This window comes from Clostridium nitrophenolicum (genome assembly GCF_055391695.1).
Window position 1 is genome coordinate 5,669,371 of sequence record NZ_AP042469.1, and the last position, 15,806, is coordinate 5,685,176.

The window sequence follows — 15,806 nt, forward strand, 5'->3', positions numbered from 1 at the left end:
CAATTCACTGTGCAATTTTCAGAGAACAAATAATCTGGTGATTATGACGTGAAGGTAACACCCGTTCCCATTCCGAACACGACGGTTAAGCTTCATAGTGCCGATGGTACTGCAGGGGAGACCCTGTGGGAGAGTAGGTCGTCGCCAGGTAATAATTTGGCTAGATAGCTCAGTCGGTAGAGCAGAGGACTGAAAATCCTCGTGTCCCTGGTTCGATTCCTGGTCTGGCCACCAAAACCCTAGTTTTAAAAACTAGGGTTTTTTTGTACATTGAAACGGGATGGTCATTTAGGCATGTTCAAAAGAGCTTTAGAAATGAGGACGTGAAAAAAGATTTACTTTCGTCGTAAAAAACAATTATTTTGTATACAATTATAGAAAAATAATCAAAGTTATGTCATAATTAATAATGTTAAATAAATTACAAATTAAGGAGAAAAGTTATGGAAAATAAAGTATTGGCAGTTGTAAATGGTGCAAAGATAACAGAAGGGGATTTACAAGCTGCAATAATGAGATTCCCTAGAGAAAGACAAGGATACCTAAATACAGAGAATGGAAAAAAACAGTTACTAGAAGAAATGATATCTTTTGAACTAATTTATAACTATGCAAAAGATTCTGGTATGGAAAATGAGAAAGAATATATTGATTTATTAGAAAGAGCTAAAAAAGAAATATTAACTCAGACTGCAATATCAAAGGTAATGGCACAGGTAACTGTTACTGATGCAGAGGTAACAGATTATTATAATGCTAATCAACAAATGTTTGTTGAGCCAGAAATGGTAAGTGCTAAACATATACTAGTTGAAACAAAAGAAAAAGCAGAAGAAATAATAAGTGAAATAAATGCTGGGTTATCATTTGAAGAAGCTGCTCAAAAATATTCATCATGCCCATCAAAAGCTCAGGGAGGGAATCTAGGAAGTTTTTCAAGAGGTCAAATGGTTCCAGAATTTGAAGAAGCAGCATTTAACCTTGAAATAGGAGTAGTAAGCGAGTCTGTAAAAACTCAATTTGGTTATCACCTAATAAAGGTAGAAGAAAAAATTGAAAGTAAAGCTAAGCAATTTAACGAAGTAGAAGGTATGATAAAGAATACTTTATTACAACAAAGACAAACATTCAAATACTCACAACTTAATGGCGAGTTAAGAGAAAAGTATACTGTAGAAATAGTAAACGAATAATGTAAAGGGGATGTCTCAAAATGATTGGAAAATCATTCTAAGGGACATTCCCTTTTATTAGTTGCTTTCTTCCAAACAAAAGTGTATTTATTAGCGTTAGCTTCAATTTTAGTTCCATCTATAAATACATTTTCATACTGGATTTCACCTAACTCTCCAAGTTTTCTAATTAATTGGCTAAACAAATCATCTATAATTTCAGCAAGTCTTTCGGTTCTAAATCTTGCGATTGTATTGTGATCCGGGGCCTTTCGGCCTTGTAGAAGCCAAATGAAATTAATATCTCTTCTGCAAGCCTGTTCTATTTTTCTGCTTGAGAAAATATTGTTCATATACACATAAACTAATATTTTGAGACAGCCCATTTTTAACATATAATCGATTTTGTCCAATAAACTGAATCAGGTGTATCAATAACTTAAATATTGAGTATATGTGAGGATAATAAAGAATTACTGTATTAATCTTATAAAATGATGATTATAACAGATGTTTTATACAATGAATCATGATAAGATAACATTCGTCGCTTGAGTGAGCGGCAAACAAGTTAAAAAAGTTAGTCAAAAATATGTTGACAACAAGTTAACTTGTATGATACTATAATGAAGCTGTCAAGAGCAGCTAAGCTTAACAAAAAGAATTTGAAAAAAAGTTCTTGACAAAGTTAAGTAAGTATGAGATAATATATAAGCTGTCTTGAATGACAGATGATCCTTGAAAATTAAACAGAGGTTAAAAATCAAGATGATTTTTATTAAGTAAACTAAACCAGCAATTCTTTTGAACTACTTGTTAGTAGTCAAAAACAACAGTAATGAGCATTCAAACTTTTAAATTGAGAGTTTGATCCTGGCTCAGGACGAACGCTGGCGGCGTGCCTAACACATGCAAGTCGAGCGATGAAACCCTTCGGGGTGGATTAGCGGCGGACGGGTGAGTAACACGTGGGTAACCTGCCTCAAAGAGGGGGATAGCCTCCCGAAAGGGAGATTAATACCGCATAACATTAGTTTTTCGCATGGAGAACTAATTAAAGGAGTAATCCGCTTTGAGATGGACCCGCGGCGCATTAGCTAGTTGGTGAGGTAAAGGCTCACCAAGGCGACGATGCGTAGCCGACCTGAGAGGGTGATCGGCCACATTGGAACTGAGACACGGTCCAGACTCCTACGGGAGGCAGCAGTGGGGAATATTGCACAATGGGCGAAAGCCTGATGCAGCAACGCCGCGTGAGTGATGAAGGCCTTCGGGTTGTAAAGCTCTGTCTTTTGGGACGATAATGACGGTACCAAAGGAGGAAGCCACGGCTAACTACGTGCCAGCAGCCGCGGTAATACGTAGGTGGCGAGCGTTGTCCGGATTTACTGGGCGTAAAGGATGCGTAGGCGGATTTTTAAGTGAGATGTGAAATACCCGGGCTTAACTTGGGTGCTGCATTTCAAACTGGAAGTCTAGAGTGCGGGAGAGGAGAGTGGAATTCCTAGTGTAGCGGTGAAATGCGTAGAGATTAGGAAGAACACCAGTGGCGAAGGCGACTCTCTGGACCGTAACTGACGCTGAGGCATGAAAGCGTGGGTAGCAAACAGGATTAGATACCCTGGTAGTCCACGCCGTAAACGATGAGTACTAGGTGTAGGAGGTATCGACCCCTTCTGTGCCGCAGTTAACACAATAAGTACTCCGCCTGGGAAGTACGATCGCAAGATTAAAACTCAAAGGAATTGACGGGGGCCCGCACAAGCAGCGGAGCATGTGGTTTAATTCGAAGCAACGCGAAGAACCTTACCTAGACTTGACATCTCCTGAATTACTCGTAATGGAGGAAGCCCTTCGGGGCAGGAAGACAGGTGGTGCATGGTTGTCGTCAGCTCGTGTCGTGAGATGTTAGGTTAAGTCCTGCAACGAGCGCAACCCTTATCATTAGTTGCTACCATTAAGTTGAGCACTCTAGTGAGACTGCCCGGGTTAACCGGGAGGAAGGTGGGGATGACGTCAAATCATCATGCCCCTTATGTCTAGGGCTACACACGTGCTACAATGGGTAATACAAAGAGAAGCAATACAGTGATGTGGAGCAAAACTATAAAATTACCCTCAGTTCGGATTGTAGGCTGAAACTCGCCTACATGAAGCTGGAGTTGCTAGTAATCGCGAATCAGCATGTCGCGGTGAATACGTTCCCGGGCCTTGTACACACCGCCCGTCACACCATGAGAGCTGGCAACACCCGAAGTCCGTAGTCTAACCGTAAGGAAGACGCGGCCGAAGGTGGGGTTAGTGATTGGGGTGAAGTCGTAACAAGGTAGCCGTAGGAGAACCTGCGGCTGGATCACCTCCTTTCTAAGGAGTCGACAAAGTAGGTAATTCTACTTTGAAGGTTTGTTTACACTCTGTTTAATCTTGAGGGATTATTTACTAGTTGATTTTGAATAATCAACATGATAAAATAAATCTCCAATTGTTCTTTGAAAATTGCACAGTGATATTAAATAAAAGTAAAGCTGAAGGTAAAACTACTTATTATATAAGTAAGTAACCTTTGTAGATTTATAACTAAGCAAAGAAAATTGATAGAAACCAATTTTCGGATGAATGGTCAAGCTACAAAGGGCGCATGGTGAATGCCTTGGCACCAGTAGTCGAAGAAGGACGTGATAAGCTGCGATAAGCTTCGGGTAGGCGCAAATAGCCTGTGATCCGAAGATTTCCGAATGGGGCAACCCACACTACTAACGTAGTGTACTGTAAACTGAATTCATAGGTTTATAGGGATATACCCGGGGAACTGAAACATCTAAGTACCCGGAGGAAGAGAAAGAAAAATCGATTTCCTAAGTAGCGGCGAGCGAAAGGGAAAGAGCCCAAACCAGGAACTTGTTCCTGGGGTTGCGGACAGATCATAAACGGAGAGGTATCTTAATTGAAGAGAGCTGGAAGGCTCCGCCGTAGAAGGTAACAGCCCTGTAGGTGAAAAGAGAAAACTCTAGATCTGCTCCAGAGTACCACGAGACACGTGAAACCTTGTGGGAAGCAGGGAGGACCACCTCCCAAGGCTAAATACTAACTGGTGACCGATAGTGAAGCAGTACCGTGAGGGAAAGGTGAAAAGAACCCCGGGAGGGGAGTGAAATAGAACCTGAAACCGTGTGTCCACAACCGGTCAAAGCACTTTTACGTGCGATGACGTGCTTTTTGTAGAACGAGCCAGCGAGTTACGATATGTAGCAAGGTTAAGCACTTAAGGTGCGCAGCCGAAGGGAAACCGAGTCTGAATAGGGCAATAAGTTGCATGTCGTAGACCCGAAACCGGGTGACCTATCCATGGACAGGTTGAAGCGGAAGTAAAATTCCGTGGAGGACCGAACCACGTTGGTGTTGAAAAACCATGGGATGAGCTGTGGATAGCGGAGAAATTCCAATCGAACTCGGAGATAGCTGGTTCTCCTCGAAATAGCTTTAGGGCTAGCGTTGAGAATGAGTAATGGAGGTAGAGCACTGAATGGGCTAGGGGCTGACAACAGTTACTGAACCCTATCAAACTCCGAATGCCATATACTTGAATCTCAGCAGTCAGACTACGAATGATAAGATCCGTGGTCAAAAGGGAAACAGCCCAGATCATCAGCTAAGGTCCCAAAGTGTAAGTTAAGTGGAAAAGGATGTGGGATTTCTAAGACAACTAGGATGTTGGCTTAGAAGCAGCCACTCATTCAAAGAGTGCGTAATAGCTCACTAGTCGAGAGATCCTGCGCCGAAGATGTCCGGGGCTAAAACTTACCACCGAAGCTATGGGCTCGAAAGAGCGGTAGAGGAGCTTCCTGTATGGATTGAAGTCGTACCGAAAGGAGCGGTGGACTGTACAGGAGTGAGTATGCTGGCATAAGTAGCGAGAAATAAGTGAGAATCTTATTGGTCGAAAACCTAAGGTTTCCTGAGGAAGGCTCGTCCGCTCAGGGTTAGTCGGGACCTAAGCCGAGGCCGAAAGGCGTAGGTGATGGACAATCGGTTGATATTCCGATACCGCCAACTGACGTTATTACAAATGGGATGACGCAGGAGGATAAGATGTGCGCACTATTGGATGTGCGTCTAAGCACTTAGACATGTTTAACAGGCAAATCCGTTAAACTTAGTTGAGGTGTGATGGGGAGCCCTTATGGGCGAAGTATCTGATTCCACGCTGCCAAGAAAAGTCTCTATGGAGGAAGTTGGTGCCCGTACCGCAAACCGACACAGGTAGGTGAGGAGAGAATCCTAAGACCAGCGGAAGAATTGTTGTCAAGGAACTCGGCAAATTGACCCCGTAAGTTAGCGATAAGGGGTGCCTACGCAAGTAGGTCGCAGAGAATAGGCCCAAGCAACTGTTTAGCAAAAACACAGGTCTCTGCTAAAGCGAAAGCTGATGTATAGGGGCTGACGCCTGCCCGGTGCTGGAAGGTTAAGGGGAACACTTAGCGCAAGCGAAGGTGTGAACTTAAGCCCCAGTAAACGGCGGCCGTAACTATAACGGTCCTAAGGTAGCGAAATTCCTTGTCGGGTAAGTTCCGACCCGCACGAATGGCGTAATGACTTGGGCACTGTCTCGACAACAAATCCGGCGAAATTGTAGTGCAAGTGAAGATGCTTGCTACCCGCGATTGGACGGAAAGACCCCGTAGAGCTTTACTGTAGCTTAGCATTGAGTTTCGGTATTGTCTGTACAGGATAGGTGGGAGACTGAGAGACAAGGGCGTCAGCCTTTGTGGAGTCATCCTTGGGATACCACCCTGACAGTACTGGGATTCTAACCGGCGGCCATGAATCTGGTCACGGGACATTGTTAGGTGGGCAGTTTGACTGGGGCGGTCGCCTCCTAAAAAGTAACGGAGGCGCCCAAAGGTTCCCTCAGAACGGTTGGAAATCGTTCGTAGAGTGCAAAGGCAGAAGGGAGCCTGACTGCGACACATACAAGTGGAGCAGGGACGAAAGTCGGGCTTAGTGATCCGGTGGTTCCTCGTGGGAGGGCCATCGCTCAACGGATAAAAGCTACCTCGGGGATAACAGGCTGATCTCCCCCAAGAGTCCACATCGACGGGGAGGTTTGGCACCTCGATGTCGGCTCGTCGCATCCTGGGGCTGAAGTAGGTCCCAAGGGTTGGGCTGTTCGCCCATTAAAGCGGCACGCGAGCTGGGTTCAGAACGTCGTGAGACAGTTCGGTCCCTATCCGTCGCGGGCGTAGGAAATTTGAGAGGAGCTGTCCTTAGTACGAGAGGACCGGGATGGACTGACCTCTGGTGCACCAGTTGTTCCGCCAGGAGCACAGCTGGGTAGCTATGTCGGGACGGGATAAACGCTGAAAGCATCTAAGCGTGAAGCCCACCTCAAGATTAGATTTCCCATAGCGTAAGCTAGTAAGACCCCTTGAAGAACACAAGGTTGATAGGTCAGAGGTGTAAGCATGGTAACATGTTCAGCTGACTGATACTAATAGGTCGAGGGCTTGACCAATACAATTCACTGTGCAATTTTCAGAGAACAAATAATCTGGTGATTATGACGTGAAGGTAACACCCGTTCCCATTCCGAACACGACGGTTAAGCTTCACAGTGCCGATGGTACTGCAGGGGAGACCCTGTGGGAGAGTAGGTCGTCGCCAGGTAATAGTGAAAACACTAAGCATATGCTTGGTGTTTTTTTATTTATCTAAAGAATTATATAACATACCAATTCTTCATAGGTCGCTTAAGCTTGGAAATATTAAGATACTTGGAAAAGGGTTCTTTGATTTGTTTGATTTGATAAATTTGAATTTAACAGGAACTCTTAAGTCTTAATCAAGCAAATAATAATGGAGAAATAAAATACTCTATATCTTAATCTTTACCTAGGATATAGAGTATTTGTATCATATTAAATTACCTAAAACTTTACCTATACTATCATTAATAACTATATCAGCTCTATTATCATATGAAGTCGATGATTTATTTATTAAGACTAATTTATTCCCTTTAAAGTAATCTATTAATCCTGCTGCTGGATATACAACCAAAGAAGTTCCACCTACTATAAGCAAATCTGACTGTTTTATGTGGTTAACTGATGCATTTATAGTAGCCGTATCTAAATTCTCTTCGTAGAGAACTACATCAGGTTTTACTATTCCATTACAAGCATCACATTTTGGAACTGTAGTTTGGCTATTAATTATATATTCTAAATCAAAAGATTTACCGCATTTCATGCAATGATTCCTGTGAATAGAACCATGCAGTTCAAGTACATTTTTGGAACCTGCCATCTGATGAAGTCCGTCAATATTTTGTGTTATTACAGCCTTTAGCTTTCCTGCTTGTTCTAGCTTTGCTAGAGCATAGTGAGCAGCATTAGGTTTAGCCTCTTTATATATCATTTTCTTTCTGTAAAAATCAAAGAAGTCCTCTGTATGAGACATAAAAAATGTATGGCTTAGCATTACTTCAGGTGGATAAGAAGAATTATTTTTTGTTTTATAAATACCTGCTTCCGATCTAAAGTCTGGTATGGAAGATTCCGTAGATACCCCTGCACCGCCAAAGAATACAATATAATTGCTAGAATTTATTACCGATAGTAACTCTTCATTTATCATAATATCACCTCTTATTAAACATTATAGCATTGTGTCATTTTTAATTAAAGCAATAGTAGGTTAAGATTACATAAAATACATGATAAGAAGTATTGACAAGTAATTATTAAAATGATATTATATAAGAGCGTTAAAAAAACAAATAACTTATGGCGCTATAGCCAAGTGGTAAGGCAGAGGTCTGCAAAACCTTTATTCCCCAGTTCAAATCTGGGTGGCGCCTCCAAAAAACACCTCATAATAATTATGAGGTGTTTTTATATATTTCTATATCTTAGTTTTGTAACTTAGAAAACTACTGGCTCTAAAACCTCGATTACTCCTTCTATACAGTTCATTCGAATTTTTGATCCAATAGGTAATGTAAGCTTAGGATAGGAATGGCCTGATTGAATATTTGTTATTGTTGGTTTATTTAAATTTAAGATCCTGTCTGTTATTACTTCATTTAAAGTCAAGCTTCTCTCATAGTGAGGTAATTCACAATTAGTAAATTGTCCAAGAATAATACCAGAGCACTCATCAAGTTTCCCACTTAAAAGAAGTTGAGTTAGCAACCTGTCTATTTTATAGGGCTCTTCTCCAACTTCTTCAATAAATATAATTTTACCCTTAGTATCAACTTCAAAGGGAGTACCAATCGTGCTACATAGCAAGGACAAATTACCGCCTACTAGCTTACCAGATACTGATCTTTTGGAAGAAAAGCATCTAGTAGGTATATTATTTGGATTCTTAATAATATACGGTTTATAACCATTCATAAATGTACTTAGAAAGCTTTCTAATGTGTACTTGTCTAATAAATTTGAATTACACATTGGTGAGTGAAAGGTAATTAATCCACACTTCTGAGATATAATATTTAGAAAAGTAGTTATATCGCTAAAACCTGCAAAAATTTTAGGATTTTTCTGTATAACATCAAAGTCTATGCTAGGAAGGATACGCATAGTGCCATATCCTCCCCTTACACATAGGATCATATCAACATTGTCATCACGAAACATATTCATAAGATCTTCAGCTCTGTCATTGTCGCTTCCTGCTAGATATCCTAATCTTTTATAGATATGTTTTCCTTCCTTAATATTGAATCCTAGGCTTTCTATATATTTTATACTTTCTTTTATTCTATCAGGATTTTCAGCTCCTGCAGGGGATATAAGGCCTATAGTACCCCCATGCTTTAGTCGTCTTGCAATCATGTGATCACATCCTTATATTTAAAATAATCCCTTTCTGCGTAAAACAATTATAGATACTAAACATGATATTGCAGCTAAACCATAAACTATCCCAAAAGCGCTTTGGCTGTTGCTGAAGGGTATCCCATTTACATTCATACCAAAAGAACTAAAAATTATATTTGGTATAGCCATAACAATAGTTATTGATGCAAGAAGCTTCATAACTATGTTTAGATTATTTGATATTACAGATGCAAAAGCATCCATAGTACCACTTAAAATGTTACTGTAGATATTGGCCATTTCTATTGCCTGTTTATTTTCAATAATTACATCTTCAAGTATATCTTGATCCTCCGGGTATTTTTGTAATAATTCAAGTTTAAGCATTTTTTCTAGAGTAATTTCATTGGCTTTTAACGATGTAGAAAAATAAACAAGAGACTTTTCGAGTGATAGAAGTTGAATAAGTTCTTTATTTTTCATGGATCTATGCAATTTTTGCTCTATCATAACACTCTTTTTATCTATTTGTCTAAGATATAATAAATAGTAGCTAGCTATTCTGTAAAGTATTTGAAGTATAAATCTTGATCGTTTAAAGCTAAAAAATGATTTTACTTTCCCATCTATAAAGTCAGTCAGAATTTTACTGTTTTTTAAGCAAACTGTTATTATTGTTGACTCTGTATGAATAATTGATAAAGGATAGGAATCGTAGGTTAATGAGTTATCCTCCATTTCTGTGAAAGGTATATCTACTATTACTAATAGATTATTATCCTCTATATCAATACGAGAAGTTTCTTCTTCATCTAAAGCTGCTTTAAGATAATCTAGAGAAACTCCTGTTTTTTTTGATATTAAAAGTAAATCCTCATCTGAAGGAGCTACTATATTGATCCAGCAACCTGACTCTATAGTATCAACTGCTTGTAAAGTACCTGTTTCATCTAAAGTTTTATAAATTGATATCATATGTTCCTCCTGTATAAGATATAAGTTAACTATAATTATATTATAGCCTATGGATGTTATTTGTGTATATTAAGTAATTAATTTATTTTAATTACAGATTAGGTTAAGGAACATTTAAATAAAAAAGAAAAGAAACTAGCTGTCTAGTTTCTTTTCTTTCTTTCATAAAATTCTGCTTTTATTTGCTTGAGTAAAGAGCTATTCTCTATAAGATCTAAGCCAGTTAACGCAAGAGCATGAGCAGTTTTTACAACTCTATCTTGAGCAAAATAAGATGTAGTAGCTAAAGCAAATTCAGGTGATGAATATTGTAAGTTTTTATCTTCAGTAATAGATATATATGGATGTATACAAGGCACTATATGGCTTACCGTACCTAAACTAAGACCAGAATTAGTGTCTTTAGGAGGGGCAATGTCTATTATGCCGCACTCCTTAAGATTATGAGAAAATATTCTGGATAAAATACTATTTGGAACAAGTTCATCATAAGGCAGTTCGTATAAGCAGATTTCAGAGTCAATTTCCATTAAGTTGCCAGTTGTTTTTACTAGCTCCCTTATTTTCTTTTCTAACTTACAAGCTGTCTCCATTTTAGAAGATCTTATGTAAAACTTTGACTCTGTATCAGAAGGAAGAAGATATGGAGAATCTCCACCTTTTAGAATTACTCCATCTATCGTAGAGTTATCTTCAAAGCCCTTTGCTAATAAATTTAATGTATTAAAAGTAAAAAGACAGGCATCTAATGCAGAATAGCTTCCTGATCTTCTATAAGTGAATCCTTGTTTACTTTTATAACTAATTTTTATCGGTACAATAGCCATTGAGGAACCACTTTCAGCAGTTATTACATCGGGATGAGCCATAAGAACTATGTCTATATCATTAAAAACTCCTTGTTTTGCCATAGTAACTTTAGAGCTACTTAAAAATTCTCCGGGACATCCGATAACTATAATACTACCTTTGTCTTTTGGTAGTGATTTAGATAGGGATATAGCAGCACCTAGAGACATTGCAGATATTAAGTTATGTCCAACAATATGTCCAGAAGTGTTTACAGCATCGTACTCGCATATATAGCCAATCTTAGGATGACCTGTGCCATACTGAGCATAAAAAGCTGTCTCAATGTCTAAGTAGTGCTCTGTAACATCAAAATTGTTACTCTTTAATATATTTGTTATGTAATCATGAGCTTTGTACTCATGAAAACTTTCTTCAGGATTTTCATAAAGATACCTCGATAAGTTTAATATATCTTCTTTTATAGTACTTAGGTTAGTTAAGATTTCATGTTTCATAAGATATACCTCCATGAGATTTTTTAAGCCAATAAAAGTAAATAAAATTAAGTGTTGCAAAATTGGTAAAAAATGTTTACAATTAGTATGTATCTAAAATTATGAATAATTTGGTGCAAGTACACATATACTATATGTTTAAGCGATAGGAGGAGATTATTATAAGTTTCAAGTTAGCACTAAAAAATAAGATTGAAATCCTACTCTTACTTGTATTTATTATTAGCACTACATCTAGGGTTTATGCACAAGGAAATTACCAAAGATATGGTGGTAGTGACAGATATGATACGTCTATGAAAATTTCACAGGGATTCAATTCAAATTCAGGTTATGCAATTCTAGCATCAGGCGAAAATTTCCCAGACGCACTTTGTGCCTGTCCTCTTTCTAAGAAGTATGATGCACCAATAATACTTACTACGGAAAAAAAGTTGGATGCAAGAGCTGCTGAGCAATTAAAAAGTTATAATGTTTCTAAGGTATTTATAATAGGTAAATCTATCGCTAAAGATGTAGAGGATAGTATAAAAAACATGGGAATAAGCTATGAACGTATAGGCGGTATAGATAGATATGAAACCGCAATGTTAGTTGCTAATTATGTAGGAATAAAAGACAGAGTGGTAGTGGTTTCGGGAGAGAACTACCCAGATGCTTTATCTGTAGCCCCTATCGCTGCAATTATGGACATGCCAATTATACTTGTAAGTAAAGACTCTGTACCTGATTCAGTAAAGAATGGATTAGCAGATAAAAATGTTATTAATACATATGTTATTGGTTCTGAGGGAGTTATAAATGAAAGTGTAAAATCTGAATTTAAAAATGCAGAAAGAATATCAGGAAGTGATAGATATAATACAAACTCTGCTATTATAAATAGATTTAAAGATGTACTAGATATGAGTAATGTTTATCTTGCATCAGCTCTTAATTTTCCTGATTCACTTTCAGGGTCTGCACTAGCACAAAAAACTAAATCTCCATTAGTTTTGGTTAGTGAGAATATAAATGAAAAACAACAAAATGATGTTAAGCAAATCTTATCATCAGCAAAAAATGTTTACATATTTGGAGGTGAAGGAGCAGTTTCACTAAAGACCTTATACTTAATAGGTCTTGAGAAGAAAACACCTGAACCACCTAAGCCACAAGTACCTAAGGGACCTCAACCGCCTGAATGGACAAGCTCCTTCAATGTAATGAATGCGGGAGAAACTACAAGTGTTAACGTAAGGAAGTACCCGAATTCTTCCTCTGAAGTTGTTGGTTCAACTTATGGTAGTCTTCCAGAAGTAAAAATTTTAGATAGTAAGGATGGATACTATTACGTAGAGATATTAGACTATGGTACTTTAAATTATGTTAAAGGGTATGTTCCAAAATCAATGGTTAAAACTGTAACACCATCTGGCCCATATAATATACTTGTTGATAAAAGCCGGCAGAGAGTTGATATATTTAATGGACAAACATTAGTAAAAGAATTTGTATGTTCTACTGGTTTAGATGACACTCCTACGCCGTCAGGTAGATTCTTAATAGGTGATAAGGGGCCGTTGTTTTACTCATCAGATAGCGTTGTATGTTATTTTTGGACAAGAATAGATAACAATTTTCTTTTTCATAGTGCCTTATATGATACGAATGGATATGTTATACAATCCGAATATGATAAGCTAGGAAATAAGGCATCCCACGGATGTATTAGACTTCCTTACTATGATGCAAAATGGATTCAAGATAATATACCGCGAGGTACACTAGTTACAATAAAAGATTAATAAATTAAACTATAAACTCAGTATAATAAATCAATATTATACTGAGTTTAATTTATTTATGTGGACAAAATAAGTTTCGGAGGGTAGCTGAATATTATATACTATATGAGGCAATAATTTAATATACCAAATAGTTTGTACAAGGAGGATATTAAATGAAAAAGCAAAGCTGTATTATATGTGGTAAGCCTCTTAATAATGGTATAATGATATATGGAAGAGGAATCTGTAAATGTTGTGAAGCAAGATTAATAGATTTAGATGATACTACAGATTTTTATAATTATTATATGGAACGTATAAGAAAAGCTATAGTTCAAGATATTATAAGAGGAGAGGAAATAAGTTGTCGAAGTTACCGATTTTAGAAGGTGTTTTAAAGTATGTAAAAGAAAATAATATATCGTTCTGTATGCCAGGACATAAAGGCGGTAAGGGTTTTGAAGATACTAGTATAGGCAAGGAATTTGTTGAAAATTTCATGAAATTTGATATAACCGAAGTTGAAGGAGTAGATAATCTTCATAATGCTGAAGGAATAATAAAAGATGCAAGCAATCTTCTTAGCAGATTTTACGGAAGTAAAAAGTCTTACTTTTTGGTTAATGGAAGTACTTCAGGTAATATGGCGATGATATTTAGTAGTTTTAATGAAGGGGACAAAGTTATTGTTGAAAGAAATTGTCATAGATCTATATTCAACGCCATAATAATGAGAAAGCTTAAACCAGTATATGTAAAGAATATTATAAGTGAGAGATTAAATGCTCCTATTGCTATAGACTTAGAGCATTTTTTACAGGTATTAGAAGATAATGGTGATGCTAAAGGCATAGTAGTTACATATCCAAATTATTATGGAATATGTAGTAACTTAGAATTTATAATAGACAAGGCTAAGAAACATGGGATGAAGGTATTAGTAGATTCTGCACATGGAGCTCACTTTGGAGTAAATGACAATTTGCCGAAGAGTGCTATAAGATTAGGAGCGGATATGGTTGTTACCAGTACACATAAGACGCTATCGAGTTTAACACAAACTGCTTATTTGCATGTAAATGATGGACAAGATATTGACAAAGTTGATTTTTATGTTAGTGCATTTTTAAGTACAAGTCCCTCTTATCTATTTTTATGTTCTATGGATTATGCTAGATTTTATTTGGAAAGCTATGGTCAAATCGAGTATGGGAAACTTTTAAATATAGCAAGTTATTATAGAGATAAAATAAATGAAATTAAAGGTATTCACATAATTGGCGTAGAAGATATAATAAACTTAAATGCAGAAATAAAAAAATATAGAAATGAAAATAATGATTTAAATTATGTCTGGAATTTAGATGCAACAAGATATGTAATAAATTTAAATAAAGAATATGATGGCAACTTACTTTTAAGTTATCTAAGAAGGTTTGGAATACAGGCTGAAATGAGCGATATATCTAATGTAGTTTTAATTTTTTCGCCATTTAGTGAAGAGGAAGAGTTTAAAAGACTGTATGAGATTTTGAAAAAATGCAATTTAAATGATTTAAAGAAAAAAGAGTTAAGTTTAGTGCAGTATGATATACCTAAAGCACAAATTATGCCCTACGAAGTTATTGATAAAGAAAAAGAATTTGTTAAATTAGAGAATTGCTTAGGTAGAACAAGTGCAGAAAATATAGTGCCATACCCACCAGGAATACCTATTTTAGCAATGGGCGAGTTAATTGATAAAGAAAGCTTAAACATTATTAAATACTATAAAAATAACGGAACTGATATTTTAGGAATTCAAAATGATGAGATAAAAGTAGTAAGATAGAATTAATTTAATAACAAATGAAATTTTTATGGAGGTTAAAGTCCTAAATGGACTTTAACGGGTAATTTTGCTAGGTAAAAGTTCTAAATGAACTTTTACGGGTAACTTGTGAGCGGAAGCGAAAATCTTAAGTTACCCAGTGCCCGAAGGGAAACAAGTAAAGTTACCCAGTGTTCCGACTAAAAGGAGGAAAATAAGATGGACTTAAAAAAAGGAAAGGTAATTGTAATAGAAGGCTGTGATGGCAGTGGTAAGGCAACACAAACACAAAAGTTATATGAAAGACTAGTAAATGAAGGATATAGAGTAAAAAAGGTAGAATATCCAAACTATGAAAGCGAGTCTTCAGCTTTAGTGAAAATGTATTTAAATGGGTGTTTTGGTAAAAATCCGGAAGATGTTAATCCCTATGTAGCATCTACATTTTATGCAGTAGATAGATTTGCTTCTTATAAAACAGATTGGAAGGAGTTTTACCTAAGTGGGGGAATAGTAATAGCAGATAGATATACAACTGCAAATATGATTCATCAAGCATCTAAAATTCATGACTTAGAAGAAAAAAATAAATTTTTGAATTGGATATGGGATTTTGAATTTAAAATTTTTGGGCTTCCTATTCCAGATTGTGTTGTATTTTTAGATATGCCTCCTGAGTGCAGCAGAGAATTAATGACTGAAAGAGTAAGTAAAATGACAGGAGATATAAATAAGGATATACATGAAAAGGATTATGAGTATTTAATACATTCCTATGATACTTCTTGTGAAATATCTAAAAAGTATGATTGGTTAACAATAAATTGTGTAGATAATGGTAAAATAAAATCTATAGATAGAATTCATGATGAACTATATGAAAGTTTAAAGAAAAAAGTATTGAATATGTAAGTTTGAAAATATATAACAAATTGAAACTATAA

The 15,806-nt window shown here is 36.8% G+C and carries 9 protein-coding genes, 2 tRNA genes, 4 rRNA genes and 1 pseudogene; 11 read left to right on the forward strand and 5 right to left on the reverse strand.

What is annotated here, in order from left to right; translation table 11 throughout:
• Nucleotides 1-33 precede the first annotated feature (33 nt).
• The 3 genes from rrf (ACZ5N4_RS27015) to ACZ5N4_RS27025 all read left to right on the forward strand — a co-directional run bounded on the left by rrf (ACZ5N4_RS27015) (nt 34) and on the right by ACZ5N4_RS27025 (nt 1,193).
• Nucleotides 34-150: ribosomal RNA gene (gene rrf, locus ACZ5N4_RS27015) — 5S ribosomal RNA — on the forward strand.
• An 8-nt stretch (nt 151-158) separates the two neighbouring features.
• A tRNA-Phe gene (locus ACZ5N4_RS27020) sits at nt 159-234 on the forward strand.
• A gap of 209 nt (nt 235-443) precedes the next feature.
• On the forward strand, nt 444-1,193 hold the full coding sequence (locus ACZ5N4_RS27025) for a peptidylprolyl isomerase (RefSeq protein WP_464205889.1): 750 nt from the start codon (nt 444-446) through the stop codon (nt 1,191-1,193).
• A 35-nt stretch (nt 1,194-1,228) separates the two neighbouring features.
• Here ACZ5N4_RS27025 and ACZ5N4_RS27030 read toward each other — a convergent pair.
• Nucleotides 1,229-1,543 (reverse strand): annotated as a pseudogene (locus ACZ5N4_RS27030) (transposase); the annotation flags it as partial.
• 484 nt (nt 1,544-2,027) lie between these two features.
• Here ACZ5N4_RS27030 and ACZ5N4_RS27035 point away from each other — a divergent pair.
• The 3 genes from ACZ5N4_RS27035 (at nt 2,028) to rrf (ACZ5N4_RS27045) (ending at nt 6,836) form a co-directional block, all read left to right on the forward strand.
• A 16S ribosomal RNA gene (locus ACZ5N4_RS27035) occupies nt 2,028-3,536 on the forward strand.
• A 254-nt stretch (nt 3,537-3,790) separates the two neighbouring features.
• A 23S ribosomal RNA gene (locus tag ACZ5N4_RS27040) occupies nt 3,791-6,684 on the forward strand.
• 35 nt (nt 6,685-6,719) lie between these two features.
• Nucleotides 6,720-6,836: ribosomal RNA gene (rrf, locus tag ACZ5N4_RS27045) — 5S ribosomal RNA — on the forward strand.
• Together the 16S, 23S and 5S rRNA genes with 1 tRNA gene alongside form the textbook arrangement of a ribosomal RNA operon.
• 246 nt (nt 6,837-7,082) lie before the next feature.
• On the opposite strand, the gene ACZ5N4_RS27050 is transcribed toward rrf (ACZ5N4_RS27045), so the two are convergent.
• Entirely contained in the window at nt 7,083-7,808 is a 726-nt protein-coding gene (locus tag ACZ5N4_RS27050; RefSeq protein WP_464205891.1) for an NAD-dependent protein deacylase, read from the reverse strand.
• A 151-nt stretch (nt 7,809-7,959) separates the two neighbouring features.
• Between ACZ5N4_RS27050 and ACZ5N4_RS27055 the strand changes: the two genes are divergently transcribed.
• Nucleotides 7,960-8,034 (forward strand) — tRNA-Cys (locus ACZ5N4_RS27055).
• A gap of 61 nt (nt 8,035-8,095) precedes the next feature.
• On the opposite strand, the gene ACZ5N4_RS27060 is transcribed toward ACZ5N4_RS27055, so the two are convergent.
• The 3 genes from ACZ5N4_RS27060 to ACZ5N4_RS27070 form a co-directional block, all read right to left on the reverse strand.
• On the reverse strand, nt 8,096-9,016 hold the full coding sequence (locus tag ACZ5N4_RS27060) for a S66 peptidase family protein (RefSeq protein WP_464205894.1): 921 nt from the start codon (nt 9,014-9,016) through the stop codon (nt 8,096-8,098).
• A gap of 18 nt (nt 9,017-9,034) precedes the next feature.
• Complete coding sequence (locus ACZ5N4_RS27065) at nt 9,035-9,976, reverse strand: magnesium transporter CorA family protein (RefSeq protein ID WP_464205896.1); 942 nt, start codon at nt 9,974-9,976, stop codon at nt 9,035-9,037.
• A gap of 143 nt (nt 9,977-10,119) precedes the next feature.
• Nucleotides 10,120-11,283 (reverse strand): zinc-binding metallopeptidase family protein, encoded by a 1,164-nt coding sequence (locus tag ACZ5N4_RS27070; protein WP_464205898.1) that lies wholly within the window; start codon nt 11,281-11,283, stop codon nt 10,120-10,122.
• A 218-nt stretch (nt 11,284-11,501) separates the two neighbouring features.
• Between ACZ5N4_RS27070 and ACZ5N4_RS27075 the strand changes: the two genes are divergently transcribed.
• The 4 genes from ACZ5N4_RS27075 to ACZ5N4_RS27090 all read left to right on the forward strand — a co-directional run bounded on the left by ACZ5N4_RS27075 (nt 11,502) and on the right by ACZ5N4_RS27090 (nt 15,774).
• Nucleotides 11,502-13,070, forward strand: coding sequence for a cell wall-binding repeat-containing protein (locus ACZ5N4_RS27075; RefSeq protein ID WP_464211068.1), 1,569 nt, complete (start codon nt 11,502-11,504; stop codon nt 13,068-13,070).
• Between the two features lie 155 nt (nt 13,071-13,225).
• A complete protein-coding gene (locus ACZ5N4_RS27080) occupies nt 13,226-13,438 on the forward strand; it encodes a sigma factor G inhibitor Gin (RefSeq protein ID WP_178908073.1) in 213 nt (70 codons plus the stop codon).
• Nucleotides 13,417-14,883: an aminotransferase class I/II-fold pyridoxal phosphate-dependent enzyme gene (locus ACZ5N4_RS27085; RefSeq protein ID WP_464205899.1), complete on the forward strand. Its 1,467-nt coding sequence runs from the start codon at nt 13,417-13,419 to the stop codon at nt 14,881-14,883. The genes ACZ5N4_RS27080 and ACZ5N4_RS27085 overlap by 22 nt, the downstream gene beginning before the upstream one ends.
• A gap of 198 nt (nt 14,884-15,081) precedes the next feature.
• Nucleotides 15,082-15,774: a dTMP kinase gene (locus ACZ5N4_RS27090; protein ID WP_464205901.1), complete on the forward strand. Its 693-nt coding sequence runs from the start codon at nt 15,082-15,084 to the stop codon at nt 15,772-15,774.
• Nucleotides 15,775-15,806: the final 32 nt, after the last annotated feature.

Bases quoted from the DNA above. Each gene is read 5' to 3' on its own strand.
- ACZ5N4_RS27025 (WP_464205889.1), top strand. From the start codon at position 444: ATGGAAAATAAAGTATTGGCAGTTGTAAATGGTGCAAAGATAACAGAA.
- ACZ5N4_RS27050 (WP_464205891.1), bottom strand. From the start codon at position 7,808: ATGATAAATGAAGAGTTACTATCGGTAATAAATTCTAGCAATTATATT.
- ACZ5N4_RS27060 (WP_464205894.1), bottom strand. From the start codon at position 9,016: ATGATTGCAAGACGACTAAAGCATGGGGGTACTATAGGCCTTATATCC.
- ACZ5N4_RS27065 (WP_464205896.1), bottom strand. From the start codon at position 9,976: ATGATATCAATTTATAAAACTTTAGATGAAACAGGTACTTTACAAGCA.
- ACZ5N4_RS27070 (WP_464205898.1), bottom strand. From the start codon at position 11,283: ATGAAACATGAAATCTTAACTAACCTAAGTACTATAAAAGAAGATATA.
- ACZ5N4_RS27080 (WP_178908073.1), top strand. From the start codon at position 13,226: ATGAAAAAGCAAAGCTGTATTATATGTGGTAAGCCTCTTAATAATGGT.
- ACZ5N4_RS27090 (WP_464205901.1), top strand. From the start codon at position 15,082: ATGGACTTAAAAAAAGGAAAGGTAATTGTAATAGAAGGCTGTGATGGC.